Genomic DNA, 20,525 nt, shown 5'->3' on the forward strand with positions numbered 1-20,525 from the left:
TTTCAAATGAAATATCCAGCTAAAAGCTTTTTCTATCTGTTGTTGCTCCTCTTCGCCCTCTCCTGCGGTGAGGATCCGGTGGTGACGCCGGAACCCCAACCGGAACCGGAGCCGGAACAACCGGGTCCCGAGGAACCTGCTCCATTATCTGACTGGTTCTCCTGGGAACCTGCTGCCGCCGATGCCGACAAGGAGTTGACCATACGATTCAAAGCTCCCAACAAAGAATCGGGATTATTCAACTACACCGGTGAGGTCTATGCCCATATTGGTGTGGTGAGTGAGGGCACCTGGAAGTATGTGCCGGCAGAATGGAAAGAGAACATTGCGAAATGCAGGATGCAGAAGATAGAGGGCGAGGCAAATGCATGGGAGCTCAAGCTCACCCCCACCATCCGCGAATGGTTTGGCTCCGGCGAGACACCGGTCAACAAGATCGGTATTGTGGTCAGAAGTGCCGATAGCGAAAAGAAAGGCAACAAGGATGGCAATGATTTCTTTATTGAAAACATCACCGACAGCAAGTACAAGCCATTTCAGCCGGGAGCGGTGAAGAGTGGCACCATGACCGCCGGGCTGCAACATGGCATCAACATCGTTGACAACAGCACCGTGACACTGATGCTCTATGACAAGGACAAGTATGGCGCACGGAAGGATTTCGCCCATGTGGTGGGCGACTTCAACAACTGGACGCTGAGCAACGACGAGCAGTCGCAGATGTTCCGCGACGATGCTGCCGGCTGCTGGTGGATTACCCTCACGGGGCTTGACCCCGCGAAAGAGTATGCCTTCCAGTATTACCTGGGCAACACGGGGCAGGATGCCATCCGCGTGGCCGACCCCTATGCCCGTAAGGTACTGGATCCAAACAACGACACATATATCTCTGCCTCCACCTATCCGGAGAACATGACTTACCCGGAGGGAGCCATAGGGATCGTTTCTGTTTTCAGGATTCAACAAGAAACATTTAACTGGCAGGTACCCCAATTCGAGAGACCGTCACGAGACAACCTGGTGATCTATGAGATGCTGCTGCGTGATTTCACGGAAAGTAGTGATATCAATGGAGCGATGGCGAAGCTGGATTACCTGCAGTCGCTCGGCGTGAATGCCATTGAGCTGATGCCGGTGCAGGAGTTCGACGGCAACGACAGCTGGGGCTACAACCCCGCCTTCTTCTTTGCCATGGACAAGGCTTACGGCACCGACAGGATGTACAAGGAGTTTATCGATGAGTGTCACAGCAGAGGTATCGCAGTGATCCTCGACGTGGTCTACAACCACGCCACAGGCGCCAACCCTTTTGCCAGGATGTGGTGGGATGCGAATCATAAGAATCCTGGAACGGGTCAAATAGAACCTACTACTGCGCCTAATAATCCCTATTTTAACGCAGATGCACCGCACCCCTACAGCGTCTTCCATGACTTCAACCATGAGTCTGACCTGGTGCGTACCTTCGTGAAGCGCAACCTGCAGTTCCTGCTGGAGGAGTACAACATCGACGGCTTCCGGTTCGACCTCACCAAGGGATTTACCCAACGTTCTTCAACCGAGTCAACCGCAAGCAATTATGATGCTTCCCGCATTGCGATCCTAAAAGATTACAACCAAGCCATCAAGGCGGTCGATCCGGAGGCCTGGGTGATCCTGGAGCATTTTGCCGACGACAGGGAGGAGACCGAGCTCTCTAACGATGGCATGATGGTGTGGCGCAATCGCAATCACGTCTACTCACAGGCTGCAATGGGCTGGAAGAGTGAATCAGATTTCAGGGGAGTCTATAACCACACATCGGCGCGCCCCGTAAACAGCCTGGTAAGCTACATGGAGAGCCACGACGAAGAACGGGCCGCCTACAAACAGGCACAGTACGGCAACGGGATCCTGAAGACAAGCCTCGATGCACAGATGTCACAACTGGGCGTCAATGCCGCCTTCTTCTTCACCGTACCGGGACCGAAAATGGTGTGGCAGTTCGGAGAGATGGGATATGATGTATCGATTGATGAAAATGGCCGTACCGGTCGCAAACCGTTGAGGTGGGAATACCTGACGGTGACTGAGCGAAAGGAGCTGCATGACACCTATGCAACACTTATCGGGCTAAGGCGCGATCATCCCGAGCTGTTTAACTCCACCGCTACGCTCAATTGGCAGGTGACTGACACCTTCTGGGAGCAGGGCCGTTTCCTTACCCTTTCCTCGTTTGGAAACAGCAAGCAAATCGTTGTTGTGGGCAACTTCACCAATGAATCGATCAATGCGGCGACAACCTTTCCGCAACTGGGAGACTGGTACAATTATCTCAACCCGACGGAGGTGACCACAGTTCACTCAAAACCCATGACGATCTCCGTGCCGGCCAACAGTTTCCGGATCTTCAGTAATTTTCCGGAATAGAGTTTCGACTGTTTCTATTGAACGTTTGAAAAGAGGGAGTAACCGACTCGGTCACTCCCTCTTTTTTTCGGATAAAAAGCGGATAGAATAAACATATTCCATCATTCCGGTGTTTAGAGTGGTAATCACAGTAACGACAACATCAAAATGAAATCTATCGCAATTATTTACGGTTCCAGCACCGAGAACACCAAAAGAGCCGCTGAGAAGATCGCGGAAGTGATGGCAGCATACAGCCCCACCCTGGTCGATATCTACGACGGGGACGAACAACCCTTCCTCACACACGATGTGCTGATCATGGGGGTCTCCACCTGGGGAGTACAGGATTTGCAAGACGACTGGAACGACTTTTACCCGAAGCTGGAGAAGCTGGACCTCTCCGGTAAGACCGTGGCCATTTTTGGCATGGGCGATGCCTCCATCTACCCAAGTTCATTCGTGGATGCCATCGGCATCCTCTATGAGATCGTGAAAGAAAAAGGAGCAACTGTCGTGGGACAGGTATCCCCCGAAGGGTATGACTTCGAATATTCACGTGCGTTGGTGGACGACATGTTCGTGGGGCTTCCGCTCGACGATGACACCGAACCTGAGCTAACTGATGAACGAATTGCAGCCTGGGTGGAACAACTGAATCCCTATCTGCAATAAACTGCATAAAAAAATCCCGGTCAATAGTTGCCCGGGATTTTTTTATACCTGATTGCGATGTTATAGGCTACAGGATCACTTGTAGTAAATCCTGTACTCCCACGGTTGCAACTGCATTGTTGCTGCAGCCGTTGTTTCCTCACCACTGGGAAAGAGTCGGTATCCCTCACCCGGCAGGGGCTCTTCGAAGGTTACCTCAACCGTTTCGTCGCTTAGGTTGAGCAATGCGACCACCTCGCTGCCTTCGTTCGTGCGACGGAAAGACCATACCGATTTCGGACGATCATTTCCGATCTCGCTCATCACACCACTGCGGCCGGGCGCCTGCAACGCCTTCTGTTCCTTCTTGAAACGATTCAATGCGGTGTAGAAAGAGGAGAAGTCCTGCGGATCACTCCAGTCGATCTCATCTTTCTCGAAAAATGCCAGTCTGTGGTCGAAACCTGCTTCCTGTCCGCTGTATATCAGCGGCATGCCGGGCAGCAGATAGGTGAGCACCGCAAAGCTGCGTGCCGCCTCACCCATTCGTTCAAACTCGGTACCGTTCCAGGAGTTCTCGTCGTGGTTGGAGGTGAAGAACATCGGAATGGCATCCGGAGCAAAACGATCGGTCATACGGTTAAACGATGCCCGCAATGAGTCCACATCCTCCACACCCTGAGCCACCGCATTCATTCGGTGGTGGAAATCCCATGCATAGTATGCGTCGAACAGCGATTCATTCAACTCAGGCTTCTCCGCCTCGGCAAGCATAAAGATATCGGGCTTCAAGGCGATTAGTGAATCTTTTGCCGCCACCCAGAAGTCGGTCGGCAGTTCACCTGCCACATCGCAGCGGAAGCCGTCGATACCGGTTTCACGCACCCAGAAGCGCATCGACTCGATCATCGCCTCACGCATCTCCGGCTTGCTGTAATCGAGCTGGGCAATATCGGTCCAGTCATACATCACGTTCAGCTCACCCAGGCTGTCGCGCACGTACCAGTCGGGATGAGCCTCCACCCACACGGCATCGCGAGAGGTATGGTTGGCCACCCAATCGAGAATCACCTTCATACCCAGTGCGTGTGCCTGATCGACCACCGCCCGGAAATCATCCAACGTGCCAAACTCACTGTTCACCGCTGTGTAATCGCTGATGGAGTAGTAGCTCCCCAGGGTACCTTTTCGATCTTTTTCACCGATCGGCTGAATGGGCATAAACCAGAGGATATCGACTCCCAGTTCATCGAGACGGGGCAGCTCATCTGCAAAAGCGGGGAATGTCCCTTCGGGAGTAAACTGTCGCGTGTTGACCTCATAGAGTACCGCGTCATAAGCCCATTCGGGGCGTTCAGGTTCAGCTGTGGCAAAAGGTTCAGCTTGTTTGGTCTTGTTTCCGCATGCCATCAGAAGGGTGATGAGCAGGGTGTAAAGTAGAAATCTTTTCATTTTTTATGATAGGTCAGTTATTTTTCTGCAATTTGTAGACATCATCCTTGTCCTGTACCATGAAAACGCTCAGGGCACCCACTATCAGGGAACAGCCTGCGAGCACCAGCGTGAGGATCACCCGTCCCTCAAAGAGTTCACTGGTGATGTATCCCAGGATGCTGGCAGCGAGGATCTGCGGGATGACAATGAAGAAGTTGAAGATGCCCATGTAGGTACCCATCTTATCTGCCGGCAGTGAGCCGGTGAGGATGGCGTAGGGCATAGAGAGGATGCTCCCCCAGGCAAAGCCTACCCCCACCATGGGGAGCAGCAACAGCTGAGGGTCTCTGATAAAGAAGAGCGAGATGAAGGCTACCCCTCCCATGCTCAGAGCGATGGCATGAGTGGCTTTACGGCCAATCTGCTTAGCCAACGCCGGGAGCAGGAAAGCGCTAATGGCCGACACTCCGTTGTAGACGGCGAAGAGCACTCCTACCCAGTTGGCTCCCTGGTTGTAGAGCTCGCTGCTGGAATCGGTAGTACCATAGACGTGCTGCGTGATAGCCGGTGTGGTATAGATCCACATGGCATAAAAAGCGAGCCAGGAGAAAAACTGAACCACCGCCAGCTGCCCCATGGTCTTGGGCATATGCAATAGATCATTCATGATCCCCACCATGCCGTTTGGCCTTGATGAACTTTTGGTGATCAACCCTGAGAGCAGCAGGATGATGCCGAAGACCAGCAACAACCCACCCACGATGTAGAGCTGCTCGTTTTGCTCCCCCAGGGAGGAGAAATAGATCAGCGCACTGGCGGCTACACCTACAAGGGTCCAGATTAGACCTTTGTGCAGAAACTGACCAGAGGTGACCGGTGCTTTCGGGACACTCTTCACACCGCTCAGTTTCTCCTTCTCCTCCTCAAAGGCAGCCAGCTCTTCCGGCGAATACTCCTTCGAAGTGAGCACCGTATAGAGCACCGAGAGGAAGAGCACCACCCCGCCGATATAGAAGGAGAGCTTCACCGACTGGGGAATCATCCCCTCTTCTGCCGTGTTGGGCACGCCGAACCAGTTGGACAGGATGTAGGGGAGCGCCGAAGCTACCACTGCACCGGTACCGATGAAGAAGCTCTGCATGGCAAAACCCATCGTACGCTGTTCGGAAGGAAGATTGTCACCCACGAAAGCACGGAATGGTTCCATCGAAATGTTGATTGATCCATCCATGATCCAGAGCATCCCTGCAGCAATCCAAAGGGCCGGGGAGTTGGGCATGATGAAGAGTGCCAGGGTGGTCAGGAGGGCCCCCACCATGAAGTAAGGGCGTCGCCGTCCGAAACGGTTCCAGGTGTTGTCGCTCAAATGTCCGATGATGGGCTGAATGATCAGGCCGGTGATGGGTGCAGCAATCCAGAGAATGGGAATATCCTCTACGCGGGCTCCCAGTGTCTCAAAAATGCGGCTTACGTTGGCATTCTGGAGGGCGAAGCCAAACTGAATGCCCAGGAATCCGAAACTCATGTTCCAGATCTCCCAAAAGGAAAGGTGTCTCTTTTTCATGTGGATGATGCTATTTGATCTCTGCTGATTTAGATAAACGAAAAGGTTGAAATGATTCAAACGTTTATGGAATAGGCAAATATAAAGAGTAATCCCGGTCGGGGCGACTCTCTCTGCAGTAAACCGTTGCTATTTCTATGCAAACGTATGCATGTGTGGTATTAGCGTGTGGAGCCTCTTATCACCAGGTCGGTTTTAATCAGTCGGCTCACAACACCCTGCTTTGTTTCACTGCCTTCGATGCGGTTGATCAGAAGCCTGGCAGCCGTACGACCCATCTCAAAACCGTGCTGGTCAACGCTTGTAAGCGTAGGATCGGTCACCTCGGCGAGGTAGCTGTTGGTGAAACCGCATACCGAGATATCATCCGGGATACGATAACCGGCAGCTTTGATGATCTGAATACAGGAAGATGCGACCTCATCATTGATACAAAAGAAGGCATCCGGCACCGATTGCTGTTGCAACATCTCAGGCACCACCTTGCGCGCCAACTCGACCGTGTCGCAGATCCTGCTCATCCCGCTCTCCACCGGAAACTTATGTTTTCGCAAAGCATCCTCATATCCCATTCTACGGTTGTTCGCGATGGGTAGCGTGCTTGTTGCCCCCAAAAAGGCAATCTGTCGGCATCCGGACTGAATCAGATGTTCCACCGCATGATAGGCACCAGCATAGTCATCGACCACCACCTTGTCGGTGTTGATGCCGGTGCAGATGCGATCAAAAAAGACCAGGTGCACCCCATCGTCGATGATTTCACGGAAATGATCAAACTGAGCCGTTGTCTTCGATTGTGATGCCAGGATTCCGCATACTCGTGCATCGAGTAGTGTCTCCACGCTTCGCACCTCACGATCAAAGTCCTCATTTGATTGACAGAAAAGAACATTGTAACCGTCATTCTCCGCTTCCATCTGGATACCCGACAGCACCGTGGAGAAAAAATAATGCACAATCTCCGGCACAATCACTCCGATGGTATTGTTCCTGTTGGTGCGCAACTGCATGGCAAGTGTATTGGGCTTATACTTGTGTTCCAAAGCATAAGCCTGCACCAGTTCACGTGTCTCATGACTGATGGCGGGATGATCTTTCATCGCCCGTGAAACGGTGGATGGCGACAAGTTGAGTGCTTTTGCGATATCCTTTAAGGTGATCTGCCCCATTGATGTATTCCCCTTCTTTTGTTGATGGCAAGTGAACATCTGCTGCCACTGCTTCTAAAAGGAAACCCCATCGGAAGCAGAATGGCAGGGTGCCACAGTTCCCAAATATAGATAAAAAAATGTGAATGCACTTCTTGCTCCTGCAAAAAAGAGCTCTTTTTACGTGAGTTCGGGATAAGAAAAGCATAAAAAAAGTTGTGATATAGGGAGATTATTTGTATATTTATAGCTGATAATCAAACAAATAACAAACATCAGCCCTATGATCACAACAGACAAAGTTATTGAAATATTTTGTATTGCCGACGATTTTTGTGCAGAATATGAGAATGAAATTCAGAATCATCAACTTCAAGCCGGGGGTACAACTAAAAGGAGAAACAGGAAAACGCAAATGTCCCAGAGCGAGATTATTGCCGTGATGGTCTGTTTCCACTGCGGAACCTTCCATAATTTCAAGAATTATTACCTGTTTTATATTTGCAAACACATGAAGAGCTATTTTCCAAATGCCGTTTCCTACAACCGTTTTGTCGAGTTGCAACCCAGGGTGATTGTACCTTTCATGCTCTTGCTCAAACTCTTTGGATTTGGTGAATGCACAGGCATTACATATGTGGATAGCACTCCCATTAAAGTATGTCATAACAAGCGTATACACTCGAATAAAGTATTCAGGGATCTGGCACAAAGAGGGAAAAGTACGATGGGCTGGTTTTTTGGATTCAAGCTTCATCTGGTCTGTAACGAAAAGGGTGAATTGCTGAATTTCTCTCTCACAAAAGGCAATGTCGACGATAGAAACCCTGACGTAATCAATGTTCTTACCAAAGATCTTTTCGGTAAACTATATGCAGACAAGGGTTACATCAGCACAAAGCTCTTCGAGATGCTGTTTGACCAGGGTGTTCATTTAGTGACCGGTATACGCTCAAATATGAAAAATTCCCTGATGTCATTCCGCGACAAGATTCTCTTACGCAAAAGATCTGTAATTGAGTCCATCAATGATGAACTGAAGAATATCTGCCAGATAGAACATTCAAGGCATCGTTCCACACATAATTTCATCATGAACATAATTGCTGCATTGGTGGCATATTGTTTCTTTCCCAAAAAGCCTTCAATCAAATTTGAAGTGGAAAAGTCAAGTCAATTAACCATTTGGGGATAATATGTTATCCCGAACTCACGTCTTTTTGTAAAGAAATAGTGTCGATTCTCCCAATTTGTTTATATTTGTTTGTAAAAATCAATTTATATGAAGGAAAATAAACCATTGCCCCTTTCGGTGCAATCTGAGATTGGCCACTTGGAAGCAGTATTGATGCACTATCCGGGTGCAGAGGTGGAAAATATGACCCCCCGTAACGCACAGAGAGCGCTATACAGCGACATCCTGAACCTCTCAATTGCCCGCAGGGAATACAACCAGCTGCTGGGGGTGTTGCAGAAACATTCTTCTGTATACAAGGTAACTGAACTGCTCACAAAGCTGTTGACATCGGAAGAGCATAAAAAAAGACTGATTGGACAGATCTGTGCAGCAGAAGAGGTACCCGACTATTTTGATTATCTGACCAATTTACCACCGGTAACACTTGCCACCATTTTAATCGAGGGGCTTCCCCTAAAGGTCAGTACGCTTACCGATTTTCTCAGGGAAGAGTACTATGCCCTCAAACCGCTCTACAACTTCTATTTCACCCGCGATGCTTCTGCGGTGATTGGCAACAGTGCCCTCATTTGCAAGATGGCCAACAGTGTACGCATGCGGGAAGCAATGATCATGAATGCCATCTTCGGCAGCGGCCTCTTTTTCGAGGGTAAGAAACTCAATAGCTATGAAATTTCACATCACAACCCGGAGGTGAAAATTGAGGGGGGTGACCTGCTGGTGTTGAGAGAGGACATACTTCTGATTGGCAACGGTTCCAGAACAACCACCCAGGGCATTGACATGCTGGTGAAGGAATTCTGCCGGAACGGATCGGGGAAAAAACATGTGATCGTGCAACAGCTGCCTGAATCACCCGAATCATTTATTCATCTCGACATGGTCTTTACCATGCTTGACAGGGATAAGGCGATGGTCTACAAACCACTGATCCTGGATAGCTCCCGTTACCAAACCGTTCACATCCAGATCGACAACGGAAAGGTTGCCAAGATCAGCGCTGCAGGAGGCATCCTGAGTCTGCTCAGGAAGTTGGGATTGGAGCTGGAGCCGGTGGTATGTGGCGGCAAGGCTGACGATTGGGATCAGGAGCGGGAGCAGTGGCACAGTGGTGCCAACTTCCTGGCAATTGCACCTGGCAAAGTGCTCTCCTATGCACGCAATGTTCACACCTTGGAGGAGCTCAACAAGCATGGTTTTCAAGTGGTGAGCGCAGCGGAGGTGATTGATGGCCGTTACGATGTCACTTCTCCCGGCCGTTGTGTGATCACCCTTGAAGGATCTGAACTGCCGCGCGGTGGTGGCGGTCCCCGTTGTATGACCATGCCGCTGCGTCGTTCAACCGTGAGTTGGTAAGCCAATACTTCAACCAGTGAGATGGGGAATCAGTAACTTTAGAAAAAACCGGTTGTTTCAGATCAGAGAATATCCCTGATCTCAGCGAGACTTCGTACAGTGTGCGTGGGTTGAAAATCAACCGCAGGTTCACCTGTCGGATTAAACCATATCTGGTCTATACGGCTGTTACGTGCCCCCACAATATCAGCTTCCCAGCTGTCGCCAATCATCAGCGTCTGGTTGCGCCGTGAGTTTGTGTTTTTGAGCGCATAGGTGAACATATCGGGGTGAGGCTTGTTGATCCCTGCATCTTCCGAAAGGATGATCTTATCGAAGAAAGGTTTCAATCCTGAGTTTTCAATCTTCTTGTACTGCACCTCCCTGAATCCGTTGGAGAGGATATGCATTCGGTACCTGGGTAGCAGGTATTCCAACAGCTCCATGGTCCCATCGATCAAACGTGTTTTGCGGGTGGTGCGATCCAGAAAATCATCACTGAGCCGTTTTGCATATTCAGGGTCGGTGATACCAAACGGTCTTACGGGAGCCAGAAAACGTTCTACAATAAGTTCCTCTTTGCGGATCTCACCCTGACGGTACTTCGCCCACAGCCGATGATTGCCCGGCATGTATACGTTGTAATACTCCTCGAAGGTTGGATAAAATTCCGCGTAATTATAATCATGGTATATCTCTTCGAGGCACTCTTTACCGTTTTGATGGATATCCCAAAGGGTGTCGTCCAGATCAATGAATAAATTTTTGTACTGCATTTTTTTAAACAGTCACGGAGTGATTTACATTCACTCCGTGACAATCTTTTATGTGATAATAATTATACAGTGCTACGTCGCAAATCAGTTAACCTCTATGATCAAAAACTTTGTGAGGCTCCAGAAGCGCTGAGTGTCGGTAATCACAAAAGTGAGGTTGCCGTCATCACCCTTCACGAATTCATAGGTTCCTTCAGGATGGGTTGACCATAGTTTACCTTTGGGAGCATAGAGCGGGATCTGCGTGACTTCACGGATGTCGATCTTCAGGAAATACTCCTTGTTGAAGGTGTCCTCCAAAACACGTGTCTGCTGCAGAAAGCCTCCGGAGAGAATCTTTTGTTCCTTGAGTTCTCCCGCAGTCCCAAAGACGTAATAGGCAGTATGCAGCGTCTTCTCCTGCTCACGGATGGTGGCTGATTGTTGTTCGGCCTCCTGGGCGAGTGCCGTCACATCTTCTGCAAGCAAAGCAATCTGTTCATCTTTTCGTGCCAACTCTTCCTGCAGTTGAGTCAAGCGGTTGCTACTCTCCAGCATCTCAGCGTTGAGCCGGCTGATGGTATTCTTCAGAGATACAATCTCTCTGCTTCCCGCGCTCTGCTTCCTGTTGAGTTGCTCCAGCTGTTCCTTGTTGCGCTGCAGGATCTCATTGATCATCTGAAAATTATCCTGAACACGCTGTTTGGTATCCTGTGTCATCTCTCCTCCCTGAGCCGATTGGGTGGCTATGTATTTCTCCGCTTCCCTGATCTTGGCAAAGTTGGCTTCAACCTCGCTGATCACTGCCATCATCTCGGAAGCTTCCGACTCGGCACCTGTCGAGCGCATCAGAAGTGAATCACGTTGTGCCTGGAGCTCTTTATACTCCTTCGATTCCTTCACGTTCGTACACGAGACCACGATGAGTCCCATGACCAGAAACATAATCCAGTTCTTTTTCATAACATTGTCTTTTTACCTTATCAATAAACAATCACTCGTTGCTAATTGTTTGTTCACATCCTCTACTTACCTGCAACCACGATCACGAACTCACCTCTCGGCTCATTCGCTGTGAAATGGCTGAATAGGCTTTCCAGGCTACCTCTCACCGTTTCGGCGTAAAGCTTAGAGATCTCTCTCGAGACCGATGCCTGCCGCTCTGCTCCCAGATGCTCGGCCAACTGGCCCAGTGTCTTCACCACCCTGTAGGGCGACTCATAGAAGATCATGGTACGCGTCTCATCGGCCAGCTGCTTCAATCGGGTCTGACGTCCTTTTTTGGGGGGAAGGAACCCTTCAAAACAGAAACGGTCGCTCGGCAAGCCGGACTCTACAAGTGCCGGCACAAAAGCAGTTGCCCCCGGCAGACATTCAACCTCTACACCAGCCTCTACGCATGCCCTGACCAACAGAAAGCCTGGATCGGAGATTGAGGGTGTGCCGGCATCCGAGATCAGTGCAATCTGTTCCCCGCCCTGTAGTCGCTCCACAAGGTTTGACACTGTTCGATGCTCGTTGAACTTGTGGTGTGATTGCATCCGCGTTTCAATCCCATAATGCTTCAACAAGAAACTGCTGGTACGTGTGTCCTCTGCCAGGATCAGGTCACATGTCTTGAGCAGATTGACAGCCCTGAAGGTGATGTCTTCCAGGTTACCAACAGGTGTGGGTATGAGGTAGAGTTTGCCCATCTTGTAATAGACTGAATTAAGCAAATCCTTTTTTGATGACCCTCAGGAAATCTAGCACCACCGGTGCATCGAAATCCCATTCCATCGTTGCTTTCAGGTACTCTTCCGCCTTTTCATAAGTCTCGAAAGCGTTGAGACGTATCATGACCCCGTTCATCTCCTCACGATTGTTGTGAAACAACTCCCGCTGAAACTGGAAACGGTCATTCAGGCTTATTCCCCGTTTCAGGTCCAGCACTGAGGGGGGTGTTTTAATCACATCGTTCAGGGAGGGAATCCCTGGCGACTCATCGCTGGTTGCCTGCTGCTGTTTGAATCTTGAATCTTCGGTCTCAAGAGGTTCGTTCAAACGGGGATTCCTGTAACCCGGAAGTTGCACTCTCTCAGACGACCTCACCTCATCAATCTCCTCAATTTGGGTGGACTCTTCCATCAAGGGATTTGTCTCATCTGCAGAAATCTCCTCAACAACGGAAACAGTCTCCTCTGTTACGGGGTGCTCCTCACTCTCCGGCTCTGCCCTTTCAGAAAGAAGTACCAACAGTTTTTGCATCTGTTGCTTCATCTCATCAATCTGCAATGACTGAAGCCGATGCAACAAGCGGGTTATCTGCTCCAACTGATTGAACGATTCGTTGAAAAATGAAAAGGAGAGTGTGTCTTCCTTTTCGGAAACTTCAACCTTCTCACTCAATTGCCGCACAGCATGGAGCAGCTGATCCATATAATCTTTTTTCTTATCCGTCATGCTAAAATCTATTTCCTTTGGTGCGTTCACGGCTGTTATGCACATCACCGCATCTTAGCTGCCACTTGTTCAATGCAAATGTAGTTATATTTTGGGAAGCTCCACAAAATCGTCGGGCAAATTCACCAGATAGAGCTTTTGGGAGCTACGGGTCACAGAGGTATAGAGCCAGCGATAGAAGTTGTCACCCATGTAGGACTGTTGAATATATCCCAGATCGAGGAACACATTCTTCCATTCTCCCCCCTGTGCTTTGTGACAGGTGATCGCATATCCGTATTTCACCTGCAGTGCATTGAAATAGGGATTCTCCTTCACCTTTCGGTATTTCTTCCGCTTCTGGGTGATCTCGGCGTAGTCTTCCAACACTCCCGTGAAGAGAAGATCATGTTGTTCTCTTGTGAGGCCGGGGACCTCGGTGTGCAACACATCAAGCAGAACCTTGGATTCAAACTCAATCTCAAAGTCACGATGAAAGAGCAGCACATTGCAAAACCGAAAGCCATACATCTCCTCTTCGCCTCTCACCCTCATCACTTCTACAAATTCACCATTGGCCAGGAAGTCGAGATGCTCATAGCCAGCCGCCCAGAAATAGTTGTTTTTGGTAATCATCAGGATATCACCGGCCGACAGCTCCTCCTCGCGGAAGAGCACCCTGTTGCGGATGCCGTTGTTGTAGGCGTTCACCCTTTTGTTGGAACGAGATATCACGACTGTCTCCTCAACTCCGTCGCGCCGGTAGGCATCGCCAATCTCATCAATCAGCTCAACACCTGTGATACGTTGCACATCGGCAAAACCTTCAACTCTAAGACGCGGGTACTGATCTGTCTCATTCAGCAACAGAGCATTGCGCAACATGGTAGCATTGTAGAGAATTCCCGAACTTTCTGCCTGCCGTACGATCTCTGTAAGGGTGGCACCCATCACCTGGAGGGAATAGGAACGGAGTACCTCCCTGTCAAGTGCCGGGCTATTGGCCTGCTTCACAGGTGGCAGCTGCGCATTATCGCCAATCAGCAACATCCGGCACCCCTCGGCCCCATAAACATATTCAATCAGGTCATCAAGGAGTCGTCCAGTACCAAACAGAGAGTGATCTGCCGATTCGTTGTAAATCATCGAAGCTTCATCGACAATGAAAAGAGTATGGGTATGTAGGTTCTCACTCAGCGAAAAATGAGCTGTTCCCTCTCCAAATTTCTCCTGCCGGTAAATCTTTTTGTGAATGGTATATGCCGGGTGAGAGGCATAAGTAGAGAAAACCTTGGCAGCACGACCTGTAGGTGCCAGTAAGAGGGTCTTCTGACCAAAGGCTGCCAATGTCTTCACCAGGCTGCCGATCAGCGATGATTTACCCGTTCCGGCATAACCTGTAAGCAAAAAAACCTGATCGTTCATTCCTGAAAAAAGAAAATCGGAAATATGCTCCAAGGCCGCCATTTGGTCATCAGTAAAAGAAAATGGGAAATTGTCGCTGATTTTCTCAAGAAAGAAACGATTGATCATTTTTTTTGGTTATTTTTCCCGTAAAAGTAGCACAATTCTTTTTCTTTTTCTAAATTTGTACTCTAAAATCAGGAAATCAAACCAAAAACAGTATAAATATTAAAAAAGAAAAATCCATGAAAGTTGTAATGAGAGTGCTTCTAGCATTAGCCATTGTTCTTTTAGCTTACATCTCCTGGCAAAGCATCAAGGGAACGGAAGATTTCAATGCAGAGGTTGAAAGGCGTGACAATGCCGTTATCCAGCGTCTGGTTGATATCCGCACCGCCCAGGTTGCGCTGCGTGGTCAGACCGGCTCCTATACTGCCAGCTTCGACACATTGACTCAGTTCGTGAAGGATGGCAGGATTGCCACCTTGATAAAAGAGGGAGACCTTACCGAAGCGCAGCTGGAAGAGGGGATGACAGAAGAAAAGGCCATGCAGATAATCCGTACCGGTAATGAAGCAGCCATCAAAGCAGCCGGACTGTGGGATGATGCAAAAAATGCACCGCAACTGGTTAGAGACTCCATCTTCTCACCTGCAGTGGAGGTACTCTACCCCAACCGTACCAGGTTTAGTATTGACTCACTGCGTTACGTACCCTTCAGCAATGGGGCTGAATTTGAGATGGGTGTGGATTCACTGATCACTGCTTCGGGATATCCTATTCAGGTATTTGAAGCAAAAACGCACTACCGCACCTACCTGGGTGATCTCGACAGGAAACTGCTTGACCAGAAAATTCAGGAAGTATTAGACCGTCCGGGCAATAAGTATCCCGGCATGCAGGTGGGATCACTTGAAGTAGCCAACAACAACGCTGGCAACTGGGAATAATCGTTATTCCACGGCCAACAATCGTTATGTTTCTACCGGAAAATATTGATCTGGCTCATTCGGAAGAATATAATTTATCCATTCGGCTCGCGCCGGATGGATTTTCTTTTGTAATCCATAGCAGCAATGATCCTTCGGTGTTTCACCATCAGGGAACACCGCTGGGGAACAGACTTTCTCCCCACGATCACATCAAGAAGGTGATCTTCGATCTGGGATTCTTCAGTCAGCCTTTTAAGAGGACATCGGTTACGCTGGTCACTCCCCGCTACACCATGGTGCCGGAAGCTTTCTACGACAGGAAAAAGGTTGAAGAGCTATTCATGTTCAACATCTACCCGGAGGAGAATGAGTCTGTACTGACAGACAATTTCCGGGAAGGATCCTGCCATATACTCTATGGGATGGATGAAGAACTCCACTCATTTCTTTCTCGTAACCTGTGGAATCCCCACTTCGTACACCACAGCAGACCTTTGATGCAGCACTTCAAAATGCGGGCAGCTACCCTGGAGAAAAAGTGTTGCTTTGTTGATTTTCATGACCGGAGTATGACCATCATCGCTTATTCAGGGGAGACATTGCTCTCTGCCAACAGCTACCCGGCAATCAACAGCCATGACACCACTTTTTTTATTGCCAGCGTCTGGGAGAAACTGAATCTCAATCAGTCGGCCGACATCCTTTTCCTGTCGGGTGACTTCGCATCGCAGAAGCCTACAGTGGAGATATTGAACAAATTGATCCGCAATGTAGAGCAGTTGGAGGTCAACCCTCCCGTCGTTGCAGATCAGGAATTGCTGCTTCGTTTACCCACCGATTTATTGGTTACCCTATGCGAATAATCAGCGGCAAATACAAGTCACGTCGCATTCAGGTCCCCCCAAACCTGAAAGCACGTCCCACCACCGATTTTGCGAAAGAGGGCCTCTTCAACGTGCTCAACAACTACCTGGCGTGGGAAGATCTCACCGCATTGGATCTCTTCTCCGGTACGGGCAGCATCGCTTTCGAACTGATCTCCCGAGGGGCATCCTATGTGGTGAGCTTGGAAATGAACCAGTTGCACTACAATTTCATTTGTAAAACTCAGGAGCTGTTGGGTGCAAATGAGTTGTTTCCGCTGAAGTCTGATGTGTTCAGATATCTGCAACATGCCTCACAGCAGTTCGACCTGATCTTTGCCGATCCGCCATACGACCTGCCCAAACTGGAGACCATCCCCGAGACCATTATTCACAAAGAGCTGGTGAAAGAGGGGGGATTCTTCATCATGGAGCATTCCGGCAAGTTTGATTTCTCTCACCTCCCCCACTTCAGTGAGTGTCGCCGTTACGGCAACGTCCATTTTTCCATTTTTGCCTTTTAGTTTGTATCTTTGACCGGTAATTTTTAAAAACTACCGCATCAATGAACAGACAAACAACTAACAGTGCGAAGTCGTTTCGCTTCCGGCGATTTACACGTAAGTCCTTTTGTGTCTTCAACAGCCTGCACAAGGTGGTCACCATCGGCGTGTTGACAGGCAGCACACTGACAAGTGCGCATGCAGCGCTGGCAAACCCGACTGAAGTGACCCGACTGGAGATGCCGGCCGATACCATTGCCCCCACCGAACTGGAGGAAGTGGTGGTCACCGCCTCCAAGGCTGCACTGCCCCTCAACCTGACAGCCAGACAGGTCACCGTAATCTCTTCAGGTGACATTGAACGGGCCCCCGTCCGCAGTATTGAAGATCTTTTACAATTTGCAGCAGGAACTGATATCCTGCAACGCGGACCGCACGGCGTACAGGCGGACATCTCTCTTCGCGGCGGATCATCCGATCAGACAGCCATCCTCCTTAACGGTGTGAATCTCACCAACCCCCAGACAGGTCATTACAGCTTCGACCTCCCCATCAACCTCTCCGACATCGAACGCATTGAGATCGTGCAGGGTCCCTCCTCCCTGATCTATGGTGCCGGTGCTTTCTCCGGGGGAATCAACATCATCACAAAAAAAGACAATGCCAGCAACGCTTTTGCGAAGCTGGAAGGGGGTATGCACAGCCTCTTTGGCGCAGAGGCAAGAGCTGCCTACAGGAAAAACAGTCAATTGCACACCCTTTCTGCCGGCTACAAACAGAGCGATGGCTATATCCCCAACAGCGACTATCAAATTTCCAACCTATTGTTACAGAGTCGTTTTGAACTGAATGACGCGCACCTCCATTTTCAGGCAGGTTTGAACGACAAAGCCTATGGTGCAAATACCTTCTACAGTGCTGCCTACCCCAACCAGTTCGATGATACAAGGGCTCTTTTCCTCTCTCTCAAAGGAGAAACAACCGGAAAAGTGAAAATGACACCCCATATTTTCTGGAGTCGCCACTACGACGAGTTTCAGCTGATACGTGACGGCACTCCCGATCGCCCCGACTGGTACAAAGACCACAACTACCACCGCAGTGATCTCTTCGGAATGAACCTCCAGATGCAATATGCATCGCTGTGGGGGATTACCAGCATCGGCGGTGAGTTCCGTAACGAGGGCATCCTGAGCAGTGTACTGGGCAAACCGATGGAAGAGACCATCGGGAAATTCAGCAAAGCAGACAACCGCAGCAGCATCAGCTATTTCCTGGAACACAATTTCATCTTCCGGCGTTTCACCTTCTCCATGGGCGGCTTGCTGCACCACCATACAGCAGTAGCCGATCAATTTAATTTCTATCCCGCACTCAACGGCTCGCTGCGGGCCACCAACCAGCTTACCCTCTATGCTTCCTGGAACAGAGCCAGTCGCATGCCCACCTTTACCGATCTCTATTATACCACCAGAACGCATATCGGCAACAGCAACCTGAAAGCTGAAGAGTCGGAGGCAATGGAAGCGGGACTCCGTTACACCCACCCGCTGGTGAATGCCAACCTTACAGCGTTCTACATGAAAGGGAGCAACATGATCGACTGGGTTAAATCATCACCCGAGGCACTGTGGGAGTCAACGAACCACACCCGTATCCACAAAAAGGGTTTTGAAGCGAACCTGCAATTCGATCTGCGGGAGTGGCTGGGAGCGAATCAACCATTTACTGCTTTCAAGGCAGGTTACCTCTATCTCCAACAGGAGCGGATAGCTGACAATCTGATTTCCAACTACACGCTGAATCACCTCCGTCACAAATTCACTGCCGGGCTGCATCACCGGCTGACAGGCAACCTAACCCTCTCCTGGCATTTTCGTTGGCAGGAACGGGCTGGCAGCTATATACAATATATCGATGGGCAACCGGGTGAGCTGGTGGAATACGTGCCATTTTCAATCATCGACCTGAAAGCGCTATACCAGACTGGGAGCATCGATCTTTTCATGCATGCCAACAACCTTTTCAACACTTCCCATGTCGATATAGGCAACATCCCCCAACCCGGCTTCTGGCTTTCGGGGGGTGTCACCCTGCGAATAAATTGAGAGGCTCCCGGCCGATATTTGCGAACCCGGAGATTATGTGTTATATTTGATCACATCAAGAAAACCGAACCAATTCAGACAATATGTTCCAGAAAATAGTGGCCATTGAGCCAACAGGTCTTATCCCCTCAGCAGTGGAAAAACTGAGCAGCTTTGCCCGGGAAGTAGTTCTATATGACGACATCCCGGAGAACGACCAAGAGATCCTCAACCGCATCGGTGATGCCGATGCGGTGTTGATCAGTTATACCTCACGGCTCGAAAAGCAGGTGCTGGAGAAATGCGACAACCTGAAATACATCGGCATGTGCTGCTCCCTCTATAACCCTGAGAGCGCCAATGTGGACATCCATTATGCCAACAGCCGCGGCATCACCGTGACCGGTATTCGCGATTATGGTGATGAGGGGGTGGTGGAGTATGTGATCAGTGAACTGGTGCGCTGTCTCCACGGGTTCGACCAGGAACCCTGGGACGGTATGCCTCGCGAGATCACCGGGCTGAAGGCCGGCATCGTGGGACTCGGCAAGTCGGGCGGCATGATCGCCGATGCACTCCGCTTTTTCGGGGCTGAGATCAGCTATTTTGCCCGCAGCGAGAAGAAAGAAGCCCGGGCAAAGGGATACCGCTACCTGCCATTGGATCAATTGCTCAGTGAGAGCGAAGTAGTCTGTTGCTGCCTGAACAGGAACACGGTATTGCTGCATGCGGCACAATTCAAGAAATTAGGAAACAGGAAGATACTCTTCAACACGGGACTCTCACCCGCATGGGATGAAGCACCCTTCGAAGAGTGGCTGGAAGGCGACAACCTCTGCTTCTGCGACTCCGTGGGGGCACTGGGCAGTGATCATCTGCTCAACCACCCTCACGTGCGCTGCATGGAGGGTTCCACCGGACGCACCCGTCAGGCGTTCGACCGGCTCAGTGAGAAGGTGTTGCAAAACCTGACCGATTACAGCGGCTTCAAAACACAATAGAAGAAACAATATTCTGCAGGGTGGCCACTACCGACCAGGCAGCGATCTCAGAGGTAGCGCTGAAGACATCCACCACGGCATGCACCTGTTCATTCTCAATCTCAACCCGCTGCCTGTCGCCGGTGAAGGCGGGTGTCGACTTCATCGTCACCTGCAGTTGCTCCGGTCCTACCGTGGCCAGCGAGGCAGCCACTGCCACGTTAAGCCCCGTGGGAAAGGTGTTGATGGCCTCCCTGGCCGTGCCGGAGAAGATCACTTTCTCCTGTTGCTCCATGTCGGGTGTGTAGTGGGGCGATCGCCGCAGGGCAGCAACACCCTTGCCATTAAAGAACCGAGCACTGGCGTTTCCCATCAATGATGCCGTACGGAGCACATCGAAGCCTCCGGTGGCCCCGGAAGCGATATAGACCCGCTGACCATTTGCTGTGGCCATTTCCCTCACTTTTTCATAAAAGTCTGTGTCGGCAAATGCGCCGATCGATAAGGTGATGATTGAAGTACCATTCTCCAGCGTAGGCAGCGCCAACTCCTTCATGGCTGCCGGGGAGGCTGCTTCCACCAGGTAATCAGGCTTCAAAGCGAGCAGCTCCTCCATCGTGTGGCATGCTTCGCACGCTCTGCCCGCTGCATCCATTCGTGCTGCCAGACACTCCGCCTTGGCTGCTGTTCTTGAATAAACACCAATGAGTTGATACTCCGGCAACAATCCGTCTAGCAACGCTTTGGCAACTACCTCGGCCAGATAGCCGCATCCCACAATCACAAGTTTTTTCATGGTGCAAAGATAGAGAGATTAAATAATTATCTTCAAACTTATTTGGGTATAACCCCCAAATCT

The 20,525-nt window shown here is 50.1% G+C and carries 18 protein-coding genes; 9 read left to right on the plus strand and 9 right to left on the minus strand.

The window, feature by feature from the left end:
• The first annotated feature begins 6 nt into the window (after window positions 1-6).
• The gene (locus JS578_04415; GenBank protein QRX64494.1) at window positions 7-2,409 is read left to right on the plus strand and encodes an alpha-amylase; all 2,403 of its coding nucleotides are present in this window, start codon (window positions 7-9) and stop codon (window positions 2,407-2,409) included.
• Window positions 2,410-2,556: 147 nt separating this feature from the next.
• The gene (locus JS578_04420; protein QRX64495.1) at window positions 2,557-3,063 is read left to right on the plus strand and encodes a flavodoxin; all 507 of its coding nucleotides are present in this window, start codon (window positions 2,557-2,559) and stop codon (window positions 3,061-3,063) included.
• Window positions 3,064-3,138: 75 nt separating this feature from the next.
• Here JS578_04420 and JS578_04425 read toward each other — a convergent pair whose 3' ends face one another.
• From JS578_04425 to JS578_04435, 3 genes are all read right to left on the minus strand, one after another.
• Entirely contained in the window at window positions 3,139-4,494 is a 1,356-nt protein-coding gene (locus JS578_04425) for an alpha-amylase (GenBank protein QRX64496.1), read from the minus strand.
• Between the two features lie 13 nt (window positions 4,495-4,507).
• Window positions 4,508-6,040: an MFS transporter gene (locus JS578_04430; GenBank protein QRX64497.1), complete on the minus strand. Its 1,533-nt coding sequence runs from the start codon at window positions 6,038-6,040 to the stop codon at window positions 4,508-4,510.
• Between the two features lie 161 nt (window positions 6,041-6,201).
• Window positions 6,202-7,209: a LacI family DNA-binding transcriptional regulator gene (locus JS578_04435; GenBank protein QRX64498.1), complete on the minus strand. Its 1,008-nt coding sequence runs from the start codon at window positions 7,207-7,209 to the stop codon at window positions 6,202-6,204.
• A 262-nt stretch (window positions 7,210-7,471) separates the two neighbouring features.
• On the opposite strand from JS578_04435, the gene JS578_04440 reads away from it, so the two are divergent.
• Entirely contained in the window at window positions 7,472-8,383 is a 912-nt protein-coding gene (locus tag JS578_04440) for an IS982 family transposase (GenBank protein ID QRX64499.1), read from the plus strand.
• A gap of 87 nt (window positions 8,384-8,470) precedes the next feature.
• Window positions 8,471-9,742 carry an arginine deiminase gene (locus tag JS578_04445; GenBank protein QRX64500.1) on the plus strand — a complete coding sequence of 424 codons (1,272 nt, stop codon included), beginning with the start codon at window positions 8,471-8,473 and terminating at the stop codon, window positions 9,740-9,742.
• A gap of 62 nt (window positions 9,743-9,804) precedes the next feature.
• Here JS578_04445 and JS578_04450 read toward each other — a convergent pair whose 3' ends face one another.
• From JS578_04450 to JS578_04470, 5 genes are all read right to left on the minus strand, one after another.
• Window positions 9,805-10,497, minus strand: coding sequence for a YjjG family noncanonical pyrimidine nucleotidase (locus JS578_04450; GenBank protein QRX64501.1), 693 nt, complete (start codon window positions 10,495-10,497; stop codon window positions 9,805-9,807).
• Window positions 10,498-10,581: 84 nt separating this feature from the next.
• Window positions 10,582-11,439: a hypothetical protein gene (locus JS578_04455; GenBank protein QRX64502.1), complete on the minus strand. Its 858-nt coding sequence runs from the start codon at window positions 11,437-11,439 to the stop codon at window positions 10,582-10,584.
• 62 nt (window positions 11,440-11,501) lie between these two features.
• The gene (gene rsmI / locus JS578_04460) at window positions 11,502-12,170 is read right to left on the minus strand and encodes a 16S rRNA (cytidine(1402)-2'-O)-methyltransferase (GenBank protein QRX64917.1); all 669 of its coding nucleotides are present in this window, start codon (window positions 12,168-12,170) and stop codon (window positions 11,502-11,504) included.
• A 16-nt stretch (window positions 12,171-12,186) separates the two neighbouring features.
• A complete protein-coding gene (locus tag JS578_04465) occupies window positions 12,187-12,918 on the minus strand; it encodes a hypothetical protein (protein QRX64503.1) in 732 nt (243 codons plus the stop codon).
• Window positions 12,919-13,002: 84 nt separating this feature from the next.
• Complete coding sequence (locus JS578_04470; protein QRX64504.1) at window positions 13,003-14,430, minus strand: AAA family ATPase; 1,428 nt, start codon at window positions 14,428-14,430, stop codon at window positions 13,003-13,005.
• A gap of 128 nt (window positions 14,431-14,558) precedes the next feature.
• Between JS578_04470 and JS578_04475 the strand changes: the two genes are divergently transcribed.
• The 5 genes from JS578_04475 to JS578_04495 all read left to right on the plus strand — a co-directional run bounded on the left by JS578_04475 (window position 14,559) and on the right by JS578_04495 (window position 19,687).
• A complete protein-coding gene (locus JS578_04475; GenBank protein ID QRX64505.1) occupies window positions 14,559-15,251 on the plus strand; it encodes a hypothetical protein in 693 nt (230 codons plus the stop codon).
• Window positions 15,252-15,277: 26 nt separating this feature from the next.
• A complete protein-coding gene (locus tag JS578_04480) occupies window positions 15,278-16,096 on the plus strand; it encodes a DUF3822 family protein (GenBank protein QRX64506.1) in 819 nt (272 codons plus the stop codon).
• Window positions 16,087-16,620 carry an RsmD family RNA methyltransferase gene (locus JS578_04485; GenBank protein ID QRX64507.1) on the plus strand — a complete coding sequence of 178 codons (534 nt, stop codon included), beginning with the start codon at window positions 16,087-16,089 and terminating at the stop codon, window positions 16,618-16,620. Before JS578_04480 ends, JS578_04485 begins: the two co-directional genes overlap by 10 nt.
• A gap of 41 nt (window positions 16,621-16,661) precedes the next feature.
• Window positions 16,662-18,707 carry a TonB-dependent receptor gene (locus tag JS578_04490; protein ID QRX64508.1) on the plus strand — a complete coding sequence of 682 codons (2,046 nt, stop codon included), beginning with the start codon at window positions 16,662-16,664 and terminating at the stop codon, window positions 18,705-18,707.
• Window positions 18,708-18,790: 83 nt separating this feature from the next.
• Window positions 18,791-19,687 carry a dihydrofolate reductase gene (locus JS578_04495; GenBank protein QRX64509.1) on the plus strand — a complete coding sequence of 299 codons (897 nt, stop codon included), beginning with the start codon at window positions 18,791-18,793 and terminating at the stop codon, window positions 19,685-19,687.
• Here the strand turns inward: JS578_04495 and JS578_04500 are convergent.
• Window positions 19,674-20,462 carry a DUF108 domain-containing protein gene (locus tag JS578_04500; protein ID QRX64510.1) on the minus strand — a complete coding sequence of 263 codons (789 nt, stop codon included), beginning with the start codon at window positions 20,460-20,462 and terminating at the stop codon, window positions 19,674-19,676. The genes JS578_04495 and JS578_04500 overlap by 14 nt on opposite strands.
• Window positions 20,463-20,525: the final 63 nt, after the last annotated feature.

This window comes from Dysgonomonadaceae bacterium zrk40 (assembly GCA_016916535.1).
GTDB lineage: Bacteria > Bacteroidota > Bacteroidia > Bacteroidales > Dysgonomonadaceae > Proteiniphilum.